10 protein-coding genes and 1 tRNA gene are annotated in these 17,392 nt (G+C 43.0%); 7 read left to right on the top strand and 4 right to left on the bottom strand.

Features of this window, described 5'->3' with window-relative positions; all coding sequences use genetic code 11:
• Nucleotides 1-218: 218 nt before the first annotated feature.
• The 4 genes from Q0323_RS01295 to Q0323_RS01280 all read right to left on the bottom strand — a co-directional run bounded on the left by Q0323_RS01295 (nt 219) and on the right by Q0323_RS01280 (nt 2,944).
• On the bottom strand, nt 219-419 hold the full coding sequence (locus tag Q0323_RS01295) for a hypothetical protein (protein WP_298050703.1): 201 nt from the start codon (nt 417-419) through the stop codon (nt 219-221).
• Between the two features lie 121 nt (nt 420-540).
• On the bottom strand, nt 541-1,152 hold the full coding sequence (locus Q0323_RS01290; RefSeq protein ID WP_298050701.1) for an NAD(P)H-dependent oxidoreductase: 612 nt from the start codon (nt 1,150-1,152) through the stop codon (nt 541-543).
• Nucleotide 1,153: 1 nt separating this feature from the next.
• Nucleotides 1,154-2,689: a glutamine-hydrolyzing GMP synthase gene (guaA, locus tag Q0323_RS01285; RefSeq protein ID WP_298050699.1), complete on the bottom strand. Its 1,536-nt coding sequence runs from the start codon at nt 2,687-2,689 to the stop codon at nt 1,154-1,156.
• Nucleotides 2,690-2,743: 54 nt separating this feature from the next.
• Nucleotides 2,744-2,944 (bottom strand): hypothetical protein, encoded by a 201-nt coding sequence (locus tag Q0323_RS01280; protein ID WP_298050696.1) that lies wholly within the window; start codon nt 2,942-2,944, stop codon nt 2,744-2,746.
• A gap of 48 nt (nt 2,945-2,992) precedes the next feature.
• Here Q0323_RS01280 and Q0323_RS01275 point away from each other — a divergent pair, with 48 nt between their 5' ends.
• From Q0323_RS01275 to Q0323_RS01245, 7 genes are all read left to right on the top strand, one after another.
• Entirely contained in the window at nt 2,993-3,382 is a 390-nt protein-coding gene (locus Q0323_RS01275) for a hypothetical protein (RefSeq protein ID WP_298050694.1), read from the top strand.
• Nucleotides 3,363-5,165 carry an excinuclease ABC subunit UvrC gene (uvrC, locus tag Q0323_RS01270; protein ID WP_298050692.1) on the top strand — a complete coding sequence of 601 codons (1,803 nt, stop codon included), beginning with the start codon at nt 3,363-3,365 and terminating at the stop codon, nt 5,163-5,165. Before Q0323_RS01275 ends, uvrC begins: the two co-directional genes overlap by 20 nt.
• 165 nt (nt 5,166-5,330) lie before the next feature.
• Nucleotides 5,331-9,872 carry an ATP-binding protein gene (locus tag Q0323_RS01265; protein ID WP_298050689.1) on the top strand — a complete coding sequence of 1,514 codons (4,542 nt, stop codon included), beginning with the start codon at nt 5,331-5,333 and terminating at the stop codon, nt 9,870-9,872.
• Between the two features lie 14 nt (nt 9,873-9,886).
• On the top strand, nt 9,887-10,267 hold the full coding sequence (locus Q0323_RS01260; protein ID WP_005869488.1) for a response regulator: 381 nt from the start codon (nt 9,887-9,889) through the stop codon (nt 10,265-10,267).
• Nucleotides 10,268-10,279: 12 nt separating this feature from the next.
• Nucleotides 10,280-10,356: transfer RNA gene (locus Q0323_RS01255), tRNA-Arg, on the top strand.
• An 835-nt stretch (nt 10,357-11,191) separates the two neighbouring features.
• Nucleotides 11,192-13,204 (top strand): ShlB/FhaC/HecB family hemolysin secretion/activation protein, encoded by a 2,013-nt coding sequence (locus Q0323_RS01250; protein WP_298050688.1) that lies wholly within the window; start codon nt 11,192-11,194, stop codon nt 13,202-13,204.
• Nucleotides 13,205-13,474: 270 nt separating this feature from the next.
• Nucleotides 13,475-17,392, top strand: a 3,918-nt coding sequence (locus Q0323_RS01245; RefSeq protein WP_298050686.1) for a filamentous hemagglutinin N-terminal domain-containing protein, incomplete at its 3' end; no start/stop codon positions are given.

Here is a 17,392-nt window from a genome sequence, read left to right as displayed (position 1 = left end):
CTTTTAATTTTGGCTAGCGGTTTTTCAGCGCGCATGCTAATACTTGAATTATTGCTTTTAAATTTACGCTATTTGCGCGGCGCTCGGTACCGATTTAATTGGCATTTCAGCCGTGCTTTGCAGGCAAATTTATCCGCGCAGCGTTTGGACCGGGCTAGAAAGAAATTTAACCGCGCGCTGTTTGAGCGAAACCACAAAATTAGCCTCGCAAATTTAGATCATTTTTTCGGTTTATTTTCTTTGATATAGTCCACGGCGATACGCTGGCAGGCGATCTTGTCGCTCTTTTCGAGGCATAAAGTCTCCAGCTCCTCACGGCTGAAATTTTTGTAATCTTTGATCGTCTTTTTGCCGCCGCCGCCCATCACGAAGTATATGAGAGCCGCTAAAATCGCCATCGCTGCGATTAATCTAAGCATATTTGCCTCCTAAATTTCATAGATTTTGCGCCAAATGTGCGAGCGAATTCGGCGCGCATCTGTTTAAATAGGCAGTCAAATTCTATGCCGTTCGGATTTTGCGAGCAGCACATTTTTAAATTTAAAGCAAATTAATCTGCTTCGGAAAGTACCTATCCAGCGTCTGCACTACCTGCTCTAACCAGACCTTTCGCTCAGCTTCGTCGCTATCTGCGACCACTCTAAACATCAGCCGCTCAAAGGTTTTCACGCCGCAAAAATCAAAAATGCAGCTTTTCCAAATTTTTTCCAGCGGATCGCCGAATATCTCGTTTTCTCTTGCCTCAGGGGTGTTGGAGGTGTTGAAAACTAGGGCGGCTTCAGCCTTTAAAAGCCCTATCGGAAGCCCGCCACCGTTATCACCTGGCGCAAAATCGTAGGCTACTCTCTGCCTTAGCACGCGGTCGATCCAGCCCTTAAGGATGGCGGGCGGCTCGCCCCACCAATTTGGATGTACAATCACGATGCCGTGGGCGTTTGCGATATCTTTTTGATGCGCTTTTAACAGCTCGTCGTCGCTTTCGTCGCTCACGAGCTCAGCGCCGCTAAGGATTGGGTTAAATTTCTCCTTATATAGATCGTGAAATTTAACTTCGTAGCCGCTATTTTGCAGCTTTTCTACCGCTGCATTCGCGATTGCTGCGTTTAGGCTTTTTTCGTAAGGGTGTGCTAAAATGATGCAGATTTGTTTCATCTTACTCCCACTCTATCGTTGCAGGCGGTTTGCTCGAGATGTCGTAAACTACGCGGTTGATGCCGTCTACTTCGTTTATGATGCGGCGAGAGACATTTTCTAGCAGATCGTACGGCAAGCGCGAGAAGCTAGCCGTCATACCGTCGCTAGCGTCCACCACGCGCACGCACACGGCGTTTTCATAGGTGCGGTTATCGCCCATGACTCCCACGGAGTGCACGTTTAGCAGCACGCAAAACGCCTGCCACGTTTTATTGTACCAGCCGCTTGATTTTAGCTCGTCGCGCAGGATCACGTCGGCTTTGCGCAGTAGCTCGAGGCTCGGCGTATTTACCTCGCCCATTATGCGGATCGCAAGACCCGGGCCAGGGAATGGATGGCGGAAAACGACTTCGCGCGAAAGACCTAGCTCAAGCCCCAGCTGGCGCACTTCGTCTTTAAAAATTTCGCGCAGAGGCTCGATCAGTTCAAATTTCATATCCTTAGGCAGGCCGCCTACGTTGTGGTGGCTTTTGATCGTCTTGCTTGAGCCTGCGACCGAGCTTTCGATGATGTCGGTGTAGAGCGTGCCTTGGGCTAGAAATTTTACGTTTTTGTGTTTTGTCGCTTCTTTGCTGAAAACTTCAATGAAGGTCGCGCCGATGATTTTGCGTTTTTGCTCCGGATCGACCACCCCTTTTAGTCTGCTTAAAAATAGCTCGCTGGCATCGATCACGTCCAAGCTCACGCCGAGTTTGAGCCTAAACATCTCCTCTACCGCCTTGCGCTCGCCAGTGCGAAGTAGTCCGTTATCGACGAAAACCGCTATCAGGCTCTGTGGCACCGCATGCGCCAAAAGCGCCGCTACGACCGAGCTATCCACGCCGCCGCTTACCGCGCAAAGCACTTTGGCGCTGCCTACGCGCTCTTTTATTTTGATCATCTGCTCTTTGGCGAAGCTGCCCATATTCCAAGTGCTGGTTATTCCGCAGATCTCTTTGGCAAAATTTTTTAAAATTCTATCGCCGAACTCGCTGTGGCAGACCTCCGGGTGAAATTGCAGCGCGTAAATTTTACGGGTCTCGTCACCAAATACGCACCACTCGCTCTCATCCGAGCTTGCCATCACCTCAAAGCCCTCGGGCAGGCTCTCGACCTTGTCCGAATGGCTCATCCAGACAGTAGAGTTATCCTCCACGCCGCCAAATAGCCTGCTAGCGCGAAGCAGTTTCAAAGAGGCTTTGCCATACTCTTTTTTATCCGCAGGCACGACGCTGGCGCCAAATTTATGCGCGATGAGCTGCATGCCGTAGCAGATACCTAAAATTGGAATTCCAAGCTCAAAAATTCTATCGTCGCAAAAATACGCATCTTTGGCGTAAACGCTAGCGGGCCCGCCGCTTAAAATAAGGCCTTTGGGGTTTTTTGCTTTTATCTTATCGATCGGTGCGTCGTATGCGATCAGCTCGGTGTAAACGCCTTGTTCGCGCAAGCGCCTAGCGATCAGCTGGGTGTATTGAGAGCCGAAGTCCAGCACTAAAATGTCTGCCGTTTGCATGAAATTCCTTTGTAAAAATTTTTAAAAGTATAACAAAGCAAAGCTAAAAGTAGGCTATTTATCGCGTAAAATTCTAACGCCGCCTTTCGTGTCGTTTGTTTTGTTGCCATCTGCGGCGGATGCCTTTGCGTTCGCGGTTTGCTTATCTGCGTCCGAGTAAAAAGGCGGTGCTTTGTATCCGCAGCCGCTAAGCAAAACTAAGATAAAAAATGCTAAAATCCGTCTATGGAAAATGCAAGAGAAATAATCGCTCATATCAGAAAAGATCCTTTATATGCCAAGATGCGAGAAAGAGGCGAGTTTTTGGCGATTTTGCCGCTTAGTTGGCAAAGGCTAATCGCTTTCATCTACGTCAAAGATGGCATTTTGATGATAGCCGCGAAGCACCCGGCGGGGCTTTGCGAACTAAAACGCGATAGTAATATAAATTTAATAAAAGACGTATTAAAGCGCTTCGTAGCCGCTAGAGAGACGGCGGAGCTTTGCGGCGTCCGCGATATAAAATTTTTTGTCGCAGATAGAGTAATGAGCAGAAGAAGGGCGCAAATTTATAAAGCTCATTTGCGCCGGGATGGCGAAGCTTTATCTTTGGAGCGCGCAAAGGGGGAGTTTAAAAACAAAATCCAAGATCCGCAAATTTATAAAATTTTTGAAGAGATAAGAGGGTTGATCCTTGCTAATAGAGGAGATTAAGAGCCTGCCTGCTAGCCCCGGCGTGTATCAGTACTTCGATGCCGCGGGCAAGCTGTTATACGTCGGCAAGGCTAAAATTTTAAAAAATCGTGTCAAAAGCTACTTCTCTTTCACGCCCGCTCTCGCGCCGAGCCCGCGCTTAAGCGCGCGCATCGCCAAGATGATAAGCGAGGCTGTGCATTTAGAATACATCGTAACGCCCAGCGAAAGCGACGCGCTGATACTGGAAAATTCCTTCATCAAGCAGCTCAAGCCCAAATACAACATCCTGCTGCGCGACGATAAGACCTATCCATATATCTACGTAAATTTAGACGACGATTTTCCGCGCTTTGAGATCACGCGAAAGATTGTAAAGGGCAAAAATATCAGATACTTCGGTCCCTATTTTCACGGCGCGAAGGAAATTTTACAGACCCTTTACATGCAGTTTCCGCTCGTGCAGAAGAAAAATTGCGTCAAGGGCAAAAAGGCCTGTTTGTTCCATCAGATCGGGCGCTGCGCCGCTCCGTGCGAGGATAAAATTTCAAAGCAGGATTATGCTCGTATCGTGCAAAGCGCGCTTGCGGCTCTGAAAAATCCGCAAAAGATGGTGCCGCAGCTTCAGGATCGGATGGCGCGGCTCGCGCAGAGAGAAAATTTTGAGGAAGCCGCGCAGATCCGTGATAAGATTGAAATTTTAAAGCAGATGAACGTAAAGGTCGAGGTCGATCTGGCAAAGCTCGATGATTTCGAGGTCTTTGCGATTGCTGCACGCGACGGGCTCGTCTGCGCCGTGCATTTTAGCATACGCGAGGGTAAAATTTCAGCCTCAAGCTCGCATATAATTAACTGCAAAGCCCCAAGCGCCGATGATATCGCAAACGCTTACAAGCAGATGATCTTAAGCGCCTTTCCTGCCGCAGCTCCCGTGGCGTGCGCTAAAATTTACGTTTACGACGAGTTTGACGACGCGGATCTGGTATGCGAAATTTTATCCAAGCGGCACGAAAGAGCGTTTAAAATTTACGCGCCGAAAATCGGCGAGAAGCGTAAAATTTGCGAGATTGCATATCAAAACTGCGAGATCAATATCAAAAAGCATCTAAAAACGCACGATTACGCATTTTTGCAGGAGCTGAAGGATTATTTTAATCTTACGAATTTGCCCGTAAATATCGAAGTTTTCGACAATTCGCATATGTTCGGCGCCGCGGCCGTGGGAGCTATGATAAGCTTTCAAGACGGCGAGTTTAACAAGCAAAACTACCGACACAAGCATCTTAGCTCAAATAACGACTACGATCAGATGCGCGAGTACCTAACCAGCCGCGCGCTTAAATTTGACGAGCTTGCAGCGCCCGATCTGTGGCTCATCGACGGCGGAACGGCTCTGCTAAACTTGGCGGAGGAAATAATCTGCAGCGTCGGAGCAAACGTCGATATAATCGCTATCTCTAAAGAGAAGATCGACGCTAAAGCCCACCGCGCAAAGGGAGCCGCGAAGGATAAAATTTGCACGAAAGGCGGGATTTTTTCGCTGCCGACGGACGATAAAAAATTGCAGTTTTTTCAACGCCTGCGCGATGAAGCGCACCGCTTTGCGATCTCGTTTCACCAAAAGAGCAAACGCAAGCTCGATCTGCAAAGCTCAAAGCTGCTAAGCTTGGGCGTTAGCAAAGGAAGTCTGAAGAAGCTTTTGGACTTTTACGGCGATTTTGAGAGCATTTATGCGGCGAGTTTCGATGAGATCAGATCACTTACTAATATTCAAACCGCTGAAAAAATTTTAAACAATCATTAACGAAAACCTAACGCAAAAAGCTATATTTAAAGATTTGTTTAGTAAAATCACCCATTAACTTTGCAGGACGGCTAAATCGTCTCCGCCTAGCGTGACGGAAGCGACTTCGTTTCTCCGGTTGAATAAAATTTAACGTCGCGTAAGCTGCGCTTTGAAGGATTTTGTATGAATTTAAATACTACAAGTGCTTTGAGACTTGTTAGCGGTATCCCGTTACTTTTGATTTTCGCGTTTGCATCATATTTCTTGTTTATCTCTTTGCAGGATTACGCCAGAGTGGGAATTTTGCAGCAGCAAATTGCTAAAAATAGCAACCTCGCGGCGTTAGTAGAGCAGGTAGATAAAGAGCGCGGTATCACTTCGGCGTTTTTGGGTAGCGAGGGAAACCCCGGTATGGGAACCCTTCTATCGGGTCAACGTAAAAAAACCGACGATGCGCTTGCAAAGTATAAAGAAAGCAAAAATATCAGTGAAAATGTCGTAAAAAAGACTATTTTTGATATTTTCGCTTACGGCACCGGTAATGACGAGCTTTTGGCTGCCGAGACCGATATAGACGGTTTATTAGACAAACTTCCGCAGGTAAGAAGGGATGTCGATGCTCAAAGCAAAAGCTTCGGTGAGCTTTTCAGCTCATATTTTCAAAAATTCGATGATGATGTAAAAACAATCCAACGAGTGCTAAGAGAGGGTCTTGTAAGCTCAAATATTACCGTTTGGACGGTTTCGTTGCTTAATACTTATGAGGCGATGGATGCCACCGCATCGGAGCGCGACTATATTATCGAATACATCATCGGTAGCAAGGCTATGAATCAGGCACAGCTAAGGACTTGGGCTAGTTTCAACCTATCTAGTTCGCTTCCTAATTACTACTTCTTGCCGGAATCGGATGCTAGAGCCGCGATTTTAAAAATTCTAGACGGAGAGGAATTTCAAAACGCATTAAGAGAGACTGCTAAAATTTCAGCCACATTGCAGCAAGAAGCGGATGAGGGACACTATAGCGTACCTTTTCAAGAGTGGTTTGCTTCTACTACACTTAAATATAAAAAGCTAAGTGAAATTTCTGAAAAGATCAATGCTGAGCTTGCGATGCATGCCGATACTTACCTAGCGCAAAGGCTAAGAAACCTATTTATTGCTCTTGGTATATGGGTTTTAGCGGCTATTTTGGTCGTTTTTGCCTTGGGTATTACAAGACGTTTAAGACAGAATGTTACCGACCTCGGCAACGTGCTTAGTCGAATCGGCGATTTGACGAATCAGCACGAGCATATCGACGTTAGGACTAGCGAGGGTGTTAACAAGGCATATTCGCTTATAGAGGATGCGCTCGATCTGATTGCGTATCAAAAGGGCGCTGCGGAGGATGCCAACAAGGCAAAATCGATCTTTTTGGCCAATATGTCGCACGAGATCAGGACGCCGCTTAACGGCATCATCGGCTTTACGGAGCTTCTTAAAAATACCGATTTGGATGAGGAGAAGCGCGATTACGTTGATACCATCGAAAAATCGTCCGAAAACCTTCTAACGATCATTAATAACATTTTGGATGTTTCCAAGATCGAAAGTAATAAGGTCGAGCTTGAGGATATCTTATTTAATCCTATCCAAGATTTCGAAAGTGCAGTTGAAATTTACGTCGCCAAGGCTGCCGAAAAGAATATCGACATCCTGCTCTACATCGATCCTACACTCGTGCACCACCTATACGGAGATATTACGAAGATCAAAGAGGTTCTTATCAACCTCATGTCCAATGCGGTCAAATTTACGCCTGAGCACGGCACTATCGTGGTTGAAATTTTAAGAGAGCCTAGTAAAGCTCCGGGAGAGGCGATCGTAACGTTTAGCGTTGAGGATACCGGTATAGGAATTTCTGAAGACAAGCTCGCAAATGTATTTAACGCTTTCTCTCAGGCTGACTCTACGATCACACGCAAATACGGCGGAACAGGTCTTGGACTTACGATTTCGTCTAAATACGTAGCGATGATGGGCGGTAAGCTTCAGGTCAAATCTACCGTAGGAAAGGGTACTAGATTTTACTTCACTCTTGCTTTTAAAGAGACTCAAAAGACTGATGCGGACGCAGTATTTGAAAGCATCAAAGGGTTAAATTTTGCGCTTTTAGCCGATAGTGCCGATACGATGTATAATGATATCGTTAAAAATTATATCAGCAAGCTAGGCGGTAAAATTTCGATATTTAATACAAACGCGCAGTTTCGCTCAGCGCAAAATAATAACAAATATGACGCTCTTATCACTAGATTTAAGAATTACGGCGAGGTTAGCGATATATTGAGTATGCCTACGATCTTGACTCTTAAGCCAAAAGAGCTTCAAAGCATTAGTATTTCAAATTCTAAAATTTTTACCCTCACAGAGCCTTTTAACTTAACCAAATTCGTTAAGACGCTAGATAAAATTTCAAAATCCGGAATTGCTCTAAATAGATCGGATTTTGCTCCACAGACGCATGAGATTAAGCTGGATGCCGAGGTAGAAAAGCCTATCGTCGCTGATGAAATGATTATGGAAGAGCCGGTAGTAAAAGAAAGACCTATTATCAACAAGCTTGATGAATTACGACATGCTACTACTTCGTCGGCAGACGAGCTACGCGCTATCTTGCAAAGTAGAAGGCGTACGCATGATGCCGAGGCTCATTCTGCGCATAAAGAGGAGGCTGTTAGTAAGCCTAGTATTGCTCAAGAGCTCAAAAAAGAAGCCCCTAAAGTAGAAGAGCCGGTCATTAAGCCTATAGATATCGAGCCTATGAGTGATATTAAGATTGAAAAGACAGAGCCTGAATCGCCAAAGATCGATATTGATATTCCTGAAATAGTAATTCCGCGCGCAGAAAAGCCAAAAGTAGAGTCTTCAAGCACAAAGGATGCCCAGACCGATATCGATGAGCCTATATCTTTGGAAATTCCTGATGATTTTGTGGGGCTCAAAACACATGCAACGCAGACCCAGGCTCCTAAAGCCGAAACTCCTAGCATTGATCTTTCTGATATCGAAATAGAGCTTCCTAAGATTAAAAAAGAGGAGGAAGAAGTAAAGGCTGAGCCTGCGAAAGTAGAAATTCCAAAGGCTAAGGTTGAGACGCCTAAGGCTGAGATTGAAATTCCTGATATAGAGATCGATCTTTCAGATATCAAACCGAGTGCCAAGGTGCAAGAGCCTACCAAAAAGGTTGAAATTCCAAGCGTAGAAGAAGAAATTCCGGTAGCCATTAAAACCGAGTCTGAAATTCCTATCGCTAAAGCTTCGAAGCCTGATACTTCAAGTGTTTCTGCTCATGAAGATGAGGCTCCAAATGTTAAACTTTCAGAACCTGAAATTCCAACTGAAAATACAATCGAACCAGAACCTATCGCTGTTGAGCCAGAGCCGGTAGCAATTGAGCCTGAACTAAAACCTATAGAGCCAAAACTTGAAGAGATTTCAAATATCGAGTCTGAACCGGTAACGCCAGTAGTAGAACCGGCAGCTCAAAATATTCCTGCCGAAGAGCCAAGTATTGAGCCGGAGTCGGTGTCTATTCCAAAGACAGAGCCTGCTACTCAAAACGTTCATGTCGAAGAGCCGGAGATTGAGCCTGTTAGCGTAAAAGTTGAACCGGTAGTTATCCCACAACCTGAGGAAGAGGAGATGGTCGAGGTACCCGTCACCGTATACGAAGACGAGCAACAGGAAGAAACCATTATGGTCGAAGAGGATGTCGAAGTCGAAGAAGAGGTTGAAGTGCCGGTAGAGCGAAATCCTGCCGATGAAAATGTACCTTTGGTCAATAGAAAATATAACGCCAAAATCCTTATTGCGGAGGATAATGAGATCAATCAAAAGCTTATGAAGCATACGTTAAATAGCTTTAATATGAATTTGACGATAGTCGAAAACGGACTTTTGGCGCTGGAAGCCAGAAAAGCTAATAACGACTATGATCTCATATTTATGGATATTTCGATGCCTGTTATGGACGGTATCGAATCTACAAAGCAGATCAAGCAATACGAACACGAGAATAATCTCCGCCACATCCCGATCGTGGCTGTTACTGCCAATGCGCTAAAGGGCGATAGAGAGAAATTTATGGCGGCGGGGCTTGACGAATACTGCACCAAGCCGATCAAAAAGGATATCTTAGCTCAAATGCTAGATAATTTTATCGGCGATAAACGATCTGATGCAGCGCCAGCCGGTGGAACTACAAAGAAGCTGGTTAAAAAGCTTGTCAAACGCCAGGTGCCTAAGACTGTCATTAAAACTGTCAAAGTGCCAAAGACGATAATGAAGCTAGTTCCTAAAAAAAGCATAGTTTCTGATGACGTAGTGAAAGCTAAGGGCGCGCGTGTGCCGACAAAAGATATACTTATATGCAAGGCAAACATTATGGAAAGTAAAATTTTTGCCAGCATATTAAAACATCAGTATAAAGACGTAGAAATTGCGGGCAATTTCGACCAGCTTATTTCTATGGCGGCTACGGGCAGCTATAAGCTTGTTTTGATTGATAAAAAGCTAGCAGGGCTAGACTTAGCGGCGCTAGAGAGCTTGCGCCGAAAAGCGCCTGCGACCAAGCTAGTGTTGTTTTCTAACGACAACGATGAAAATCCACTATTTAGCGAAGTCGCTAGCTACAATATCACCAAGTCGGGTCTTGAGAAACTCGCACAAAAATATATATAAGGATGAGGTCTTAAATGAGAGATTTGAAAGTTTTAACGGTTGATGACGACGCTATAAATTTAAAGCTACTTGAAGTTATGCTAAAAAAATACGGCAAATTCCAAACCATACTCCAAGCCAAAAACGGTTTGGACGCCCTTGCCGTACTCGAAGTTCAGCCCGTTGATTTGATTTTATTAGATATCGTAATGCCTGTGATGAATGGGCTGGAATTTTTAGATAATCTTCACGCTAGAGAAAGTATAGCTCATATCCCCGTCATTGTCCTTACGACGGACGAGACCGCTAAACGAGAGGCTTTAAATAAAGGTGCTTATGACTTTATGACAAAGCCCATCAACGACAAAGATCTTCACAAAAAACTAGACGACGTTATGAATATTATCGGCGATTAAATTGCCGATTTTGTCCTCGTAGCTCAGTAGGATAGAGCGCAAAATTCCTAATTTTGAGGCCACAGGTTCGAATCCTGTCGGGGACACCATCTATCAAATTTTTCCCCTATTTTTAGTTTTTTGATTTTTTTTAAAAGCCCTGTTTTACGGCTTTTCCAAATTTTTTCAAAAAATTTCAAATACTAAAAACGCTAGATTATACAGGTAGTTTAAGAGAAACCACTATATATTAAAAATGTATATTAGCTCTAAACTCTTTGAAAACTTTTATAATCTCTCCTATGAAAATATATGAAATTTTAAAGTATAAACGGTTATGAAAGTTTTTTCTAAGAACAAAGACGATCTAGTTTTTAAAACAGACCCCCGATAAAGTTATCTAGCTACATTATCCACTTTTTTGTGCTTTGCTTTTAAAATTTTGTAATGCATAAGTTGCTCCTTTGCGATAGATTTAAAGATTGCCACTCTTATTATAACGTGAGAATAAAAAATACCGGGAAATTTTATTGTTTATAGAAGCCCCCTTGTTTTTCAGAAATGCCGTCGTTTCTTATAGAAAAGGCTTGGTAATAAAGAATGGTAAAATCTGATATCGCGGATGTTTTGAGGGGTTGAAAAATAGGGAATTATGAAGGGATAAGGCGTTTGTTTTTAGATTGGGTTTTACCTGGAAGGATTTTTACAAAACGATCGAGATTCTGGGCATAATAAAATTTAAAATCTCAATTAGCACTAAAATCCAAGAGATCTTATCCGAAAATTTAAAAAATTAATGTACTATTGCCAATTTTAATTGATAGCTCCTAGCGGAAGACAAAGCCTATAAAAAGCGAATATATGCCAATAGATGCTTTTGTCATGCTTAAGCTATAAAGTTTTCTTTTGCGGCGATATTCCGATCGTAAAAAATAGGTGCAATTGATGTTTGATCAAAAACCGTTATTCTATTATGACGATAGTAAATTTAAAGGAGCCACTTTGCAACCCCGCGGCGTCAAGCTTAAGCTTATTCTAGCTTCTATCTTTATAGGTTTAAGCTTAGCTCCTAAAGCGATTATGGCTACCCCTGCCGATATTTCTGGCGCCATAAATTCTGAGGAGCAAAGAATAAGATCAATTAGACAAGGCGCCGAGGATCCTTTCATAACGATACGCAGCGAAGAGTCTCGCGCTTCAAGCGCAACCGCGGAGCCCAAGAAAGCAGGAATTTGCTTTAAAATTTATGAGATCAAACTGATTAACGCAGAAGCGCAAGATGAGCAGAAAAGTAGCGCAGATTCTAAATTTAACGAAGCAGATTACGAATCTAAAAACAAAGATGATCCAAAAACTCCAGCCGTCAATCCCAAAGACGGTGCTGGCTCAAGTATTCCTACCTTTAAGTCGAATGATGAAAACTTGGGGCGCGCGAAAGTAAAAACTTCCGCTAAGTCCATTGGTCCTACCTCGAATTCCGATCATTCAGTTCCGCCGGGGTTTGAAAGAATTTTAAACTCAACCCTAAAAGAGCTTAAATTTAAAAGCGGCGACTGCTTGGGAGGCGATGAAATTCTAGCTCTGGCAAGAGCGTATAACAATAAAATCATATCCGCAGGCTTTATCACTACGTCCGTTTCCATCCCCCAGCAAAACATCTCCTCGGGCACCCTTCTTTTAGCTCTGCATCCCGGACGCATAGGCGAGATATCGCTTGAGCCCGGCTCTGAAGCCAAGAACCAAAGAAGTATCTTTACCGCATTTGGCGGCGATAAGAGGGGAGAGTTTTTAAATTTAAGAGATCTGGAGCAGGCTATGGAAAATTTCAATGCCGCTTCAAGAAGCGAGGCGGAGATAAGCTTAAGCCCTTCCGCAAAGCAGGGCTACTCCGATATCAATATCTCTAAGCAACAAAGCTCTCCTTTGCTGCTTAGGCTAAGCGCGGATAATCTGGGCTCCAAATCTAGCGGCAAATACCAAGGCACGGTTATGCTTTACGGCTTAAATTTACTTGGATTAAACGAGAGCGTATTTGCTTCTTACGGTAGGAATTTTTTAAGAGGAGATAAAAAATCTTTAGGGGATGATAGCAAAAGCGGCAGATCGGCTAACTACTATGCGGGCTTTAATATACCTTTCGGATACTTCTCTCTATCCTTTTGGCAGAACAGATACACCTACGATCAAATAGTGCCCGGAGCTTATGAGCTTTATATCTATAGCGGAAGCAGCGTTAGAAGAAATTTGGATCTTAACTACGTATATTTTAGAAATCAAAACTCCAAAAATTCTCTGTTTTTTAGAATTTGGCAAAAAAAGTATAAAAACTATATACAAGATTATGAGCTTAGCAACCAAAGAAAGCGTGAAGGCGGCTATGAGGCAGGGCTAAAATCCAAGGTATTCTTTGATAACTCTTCGGTAGAGATGATGCTTTCGTACCTAAAATCTACGGGAGCGTTTAACGCTCTAAGAGCGTCCGATGAAGACTTCGGAGGCGGGAGCTCTAGATATCATTTGATAAACGCTGCGTTAAATTTTAAAACCAAATCTTCCGCTATCCCTTTAAGCTACGAGTTGGAACTCTACGCAAGAAGAGCCAGCACCCATCTTAGCCCTATAGATAGGCTAAATATCGGCGGATACTATAGCGTTAGAGGATTTGACTCTCAGATGAGCCTGCTTGGAGATAGCGGCTTTTATATAAGAAATACCTTGGAATATAAGTATTTTAAAAATAACGGCGTTTACCTGGCCTTTGATGTCGGCAAGCTTAGCTCTAGGGGAAAAGATTATCCAGCAGAGGGCGAAATGCTTAGCGGAGGGGGTGTAGGTCTGAGAGGAAACATCTCGGGCTCTTTTACCTATGATCTTTTGGCGGCTTTTCCTATCAGCAAACCGGAAAATTTTAAAACGGATAGTCCTGCTTTAAATTTCTCTTTAAGCTACGACTTTTAAATTTATCGTTTAAAAATTTAGCGAAATTTTATCGGCGCTTATCGCGGCATTTAATATAAACGAAGACTATATAACTCTTAGTAAATTTTACTAACTATTTTAGCGCAGATACGCCGTACTAAGAGCCGAGAAATAGCAGTCCTGCGCCCAAATCGAGCCCTAAAACAAATTCAAACAAATTTTAAATAAAATATTTGAAATTTACTATTTTTTTAAGAAAGTATTCAAGAAATTTAAGATATAAACCCATCGCAAACGGAGGTTATTAGTATGCAAATTTTATGTTTAAGCTCTATTTTTAATGGCACAGGGCGTCTTAGCACCCCTACTGATACAAAAGAATATTTCGGCGTCTTTACCCAAGCAAAGAAACGCCTTGCCGCTCTTTTGCTTATTGGTTTGCTGGCTCCCTGTTTTTCATATTGCGAGATAATACCCGATAACTCCGCTCCCGTAAATCATAGAGCTTCGGTATCTCAAACTCCGAATGCTCCCGCCACTCAAATAGATATCGCCTCTCCTAACGATAAGGGGATTTCTATCAACGAATACTCTAAGCTTAACACTCCTAAAGAGGGCACGGTATTTAATAACTCTCAAGCAGGAGCTATAAGTAAAACTGCAGGCTTCATACCGCCAAATCCGAGGCTCAATCGCGGCGAGGCTAAGCTTATAATCAATCAGGTAAACTCGCCTCTTCCTTCAAATTTACAGGGTAATATTGAGATAGCGGGCAGAAAAGCCGATCTTATCATCGCTAATCCTAGCGGCATCAACGTAAACGGCGCTACCATAATAAATGCCTCCTCCACTACGTTAAGCACCGCCACGCCCACCTATGAAAACGGGCATCTTAAATCTCTAAACATAAGCAAGGAAGGCTCTATAAATATAGGAGCGGACGGCCTAAACGATAACGGAGATTATCTAAACGTAATATCTAATAGCCTAAAGCTGGAGGGTAAAATTTACGCAAACGAGATCAACGTAGTAGCGACTGACGGTAAGGTATCTTTAAAAAATACAAACTCCGGATTGAGGCAGGATAATCTAAAGATCGAGCAAGAAGGAGGATCGCATCCCAAGGGCGTATCCATAGACTCCTCAGCCCTAGGAGGAATGTACGCGGGCAAGATAAATATAATATCTACTAAAGATGGAGCGGGCATCAATAATAAAGGGGCTATCTTGGCGGACAGCTCTTTAAAGATAGACGCTAACGGAGATCTGATAAATGAAGGAAAGCTAGGTTCTAACGGACAGACCCAAATCAGCTCAAAGACCATCTCCAACCAAAAGGGCTCTAAAATTTCAGCCTCCAATCTGGGTATAAAAGCCTCCTCGGTAGAAAACAGAGGAAATATACAGGCTAATACTCTAAAGATAAAAGCGGATAGGCTAGATAATATAAAGGGCTCCATAAGCTCAAGCTCTGCCTTAAAGATAGAGGCTAGAAGCCTAAGCAACAAAGATAGAGCCGTAATAGGAGCGGCTAAGAGCGAAAGGCTAAATGAGCTGGGCTTGGACGATACCAAAGACCCTTCCAAAGTGGGAGTTATTCCTCCTTCCAAAAACGAGCTTAGCATAATAAGCGCGGATCATATATCAAATATAGGCGGAGCGATACTTTCAAACGAAAGCTATTTGGATATAAAAGAGAGTCTCTTAAACGATAATAGCCTAATAGTATTAAGGGCGTTGGATTCCGAAATTCCAAATTTTTATAATCTTTCAGGTTCTACCTTTATAGTGCAAGAGGGCTTAAGCTTGCGCGGCAACAATCTACGCAACGAAAGCTCAAAGATCATCTCCCTACGAGGCGCTCTTTTAGGCTACGACAACATAGATAACTCTAAAGGCTCTATCCTAAGCGGAGGAAATTTAATCATAAATAAAGGCGCTCTTAATAATGAAGAGGGGCTAATAAGCTCTAAAGGGGATCTCGCTTTAAACCTAGATAGTCTAAGCGCTTTAGGTAAGCTAAGCTCTGACGGTAGTTTATATCTTGGGCTAAAGGACGATTTGACCTACAACGGAGGGATCTACGCAAGCGGCGATATATACTTAAACCTACAAGGAAATTTTATCGCCTTGCAAAGGCTGATTTCCAATAAAGATCTGATTATAAACGCAAAGGGTATCAAAAACGAAAGCATCATAGCAGCGCTTGGGAATTTGGCTTTAAAAGCAAAGGAGCAAATTTTAAATTTAGGCTCTTTAATCGCGCGCGGCGAGCTGATAACAAACTCTGAAAGCCTAATAAACAAAAAAGCCCTCGTTTATGCGCAAAACGGCATGGCTTTAAACGCTAAAAATATCATCAATCAAGACGCGTCCAATATACTTAGCGGAGGGGATATAGTTATAAATACGAGCTTTCTTAGCAACGAAGCGCTATCTAACATCATCTCTCAAAGAAATTTAAATATTTTTAATGAAAGAGGTGGGGAGGGCAAGGCTGACGAGATAACCAACGCCTCCTCTTTGATATATGCAAGGGGCACTCTTAATATCGGTGCTAAAAAGCTAAACAACCGCTCGGTTAACGAGCTCGCAAAGAGGGTTCAAAGCACCGGTTATAATATAGATTTTACCTGCAATGGTGACGGTTGGGGTTGCAGCGGCGTAGCCATACCTTTAAAGGTCAATGCAGCCGGGATAAAAGAGCGCATCCTTAAGCAAAATCCTAATATTAGCCCAGACGAGCTAAACGCTAAGATCATGGAGGAGCTTAGCGAGCAGGATATGAATCTATACGTATTAAGCTTATATAAAAACACCAGGCTTCCGGGGGAGGATACTAGGCTATATGATGCTATAACGTTAAATTTAAAAGATAATCTTTTCGGCATAAGAAGAAGTAAGCCTCATAAGAAGGAGAGATTAAGGCAGATAAGCTACAGCATCAATAAAGAGTATATAACGGAAGATAGCCTAAGTAAATTTATGGGCTCAAACATAATCTCCGCAGGGGATAGCAACCTTAACATAGATGAGCTAAATAACGATAAGAGCGTAATTTATGCCTATAACGATCTATCTTTAAATGTAAAGAGCCTAAACAACCGCTCTTTAAGTCTAAATCATAGTATAACGAGCCAGGCGGAGTATAGATGGAAACATAAAAGCCACGGCGGTAAAGGTGGCTATAGCGATCAAAAGAATATCTACTACTCCCAGCCTGCTATTATCTCCATAATAGGAGCTAAAAAAGATATAAAAGGCTATGCGGGGGATATTTCAAATTTAAACTCACACGGGCAGATAAACTCTAGTAACGCTCCTACTCTTATAAAGGAAGCTTTTTCTAAAATAGATTACTCTTTAATAGGCAAGGGGCTCGGTAATCCTAACGCTTTAAATCTCAATAAAAACGATCTTGCGCCTAGCCTTAATAACGAAGCGGATATGCAAGATATCATTAGACCTAGCTATATAAACAATCTCTTTTCGCCTATAAGCAGTAAATTTTATAATACTTTCTACGTTTATAGCGAGCTGATACCGGATTTTTCATATATGCACAATAAGCTAAGCTTGCTTTATGATAAAAAAAGGACCTCCTTGAACTCTTTGGAGGAAGATGACGGCACTCTACTTAGCTCCGCACCTTCTTTGATATACGCAGGAGGCAGCATAGATCTAAGCGTAAACGGCGATCTTAGAAACGAAGGGATAATCTACGCGGGATCAAATATGAGCCTCAAAGCGGGCAGCGTATCAAATTTAAACTCCGCCTCCATCATCGCCGCGAACGCCCTAAGCATATCGGCCAAAAAGGATATAATAAACGCATCCTCTTTGATACAAGGACGCAGCGTAAGCTTAAACGCTGGCAGAGATATAGTACATAAAACTCTAAGTAAAGAGATAAACTTAAATAGAGCCTACGGCGATCAAAGCAGCACCTATATAGGCACTATCTCAAATATAAAATCTACCGAGGGCAGCGTAGCATTAAATGCAGCTCGTGATATAACCGTAACTGGAGCAAGCATAGACTCGGCTGCAAATTTAATCCTAAACGCCGCAAATGACGTAAATATAAATAGCGCAAAGGAGAAGCTAAGCTATAACTTTAAAAGCAAAGGGGGATATTATAAAGAGGATATCGTTAAGAATACAAGATCCAAGCTTAACGCCAAAGATAATATCTTAATAAAAGCGGACGGTATAGCCATAAGCGGA

Source organism: uncultured Campylobacter sp., assembly GCF_938030145.1.
Classification (GTDB): Bacteria; Campylobacterota; Campylobacteria; order Campylobacterales; family Campylobacteraceae; genus Campylobacter_B.
This window is presented reverse-complemented; position numbering and strand designations above follow the sequence as displayed.

Bases quoted from the DNA above. Each gene is read 5' to 3' on its own strand.
- Q0323_RS01295 (WP_298050703.1), bottom strand. From the start codon at position 419: ATGCTTAGATTAATCGCAGCGATGGCGATTTTAGCGGCTCTCATATAC.
- Q0323_RS01290 (WP_298050701.1), bottom strand. From the start codon at position 1,152: ATGAAACAAATCTGCATCATTTTAGCACACCCTTACGAAAAAAGCCTA.
- guaA (WP_298050699.1), bottom strand. From the start codon at position 2,689: ATGCAAACGGCAGACATTTTAGTGCTGGACTTCGGCTCTCAATACACC.
- Q0323_RS01280 (WP_298050696.1), bottom strand. From the start codon at position 2,944: ATGAGCGATTATTTCTCTTGCATTTTCCATAGACGGATTTTAGCATTT.
- Q0323_RS01265 (WP_298050689.1), top strand. From the start codon at position 5,331: ATGAATTTAAATACTACAAGTGCTTTGAGACTTGTTAGCGGTATCCCG.
- Q0323_RS01260 (WP_005869488.1), top strand. From the start codon at position 9,887: ATGAGAGATTTGAAAGTTTTAACGGTTGATGACGACGCTATAAATTTA.
- Q0323_RS01250 (WP_298050688.1), top strand. From the start codon at position 11,192: ATGTTTGATCAAAAACCGTTATTCTATTATGACGATAGTAAATTTAAA.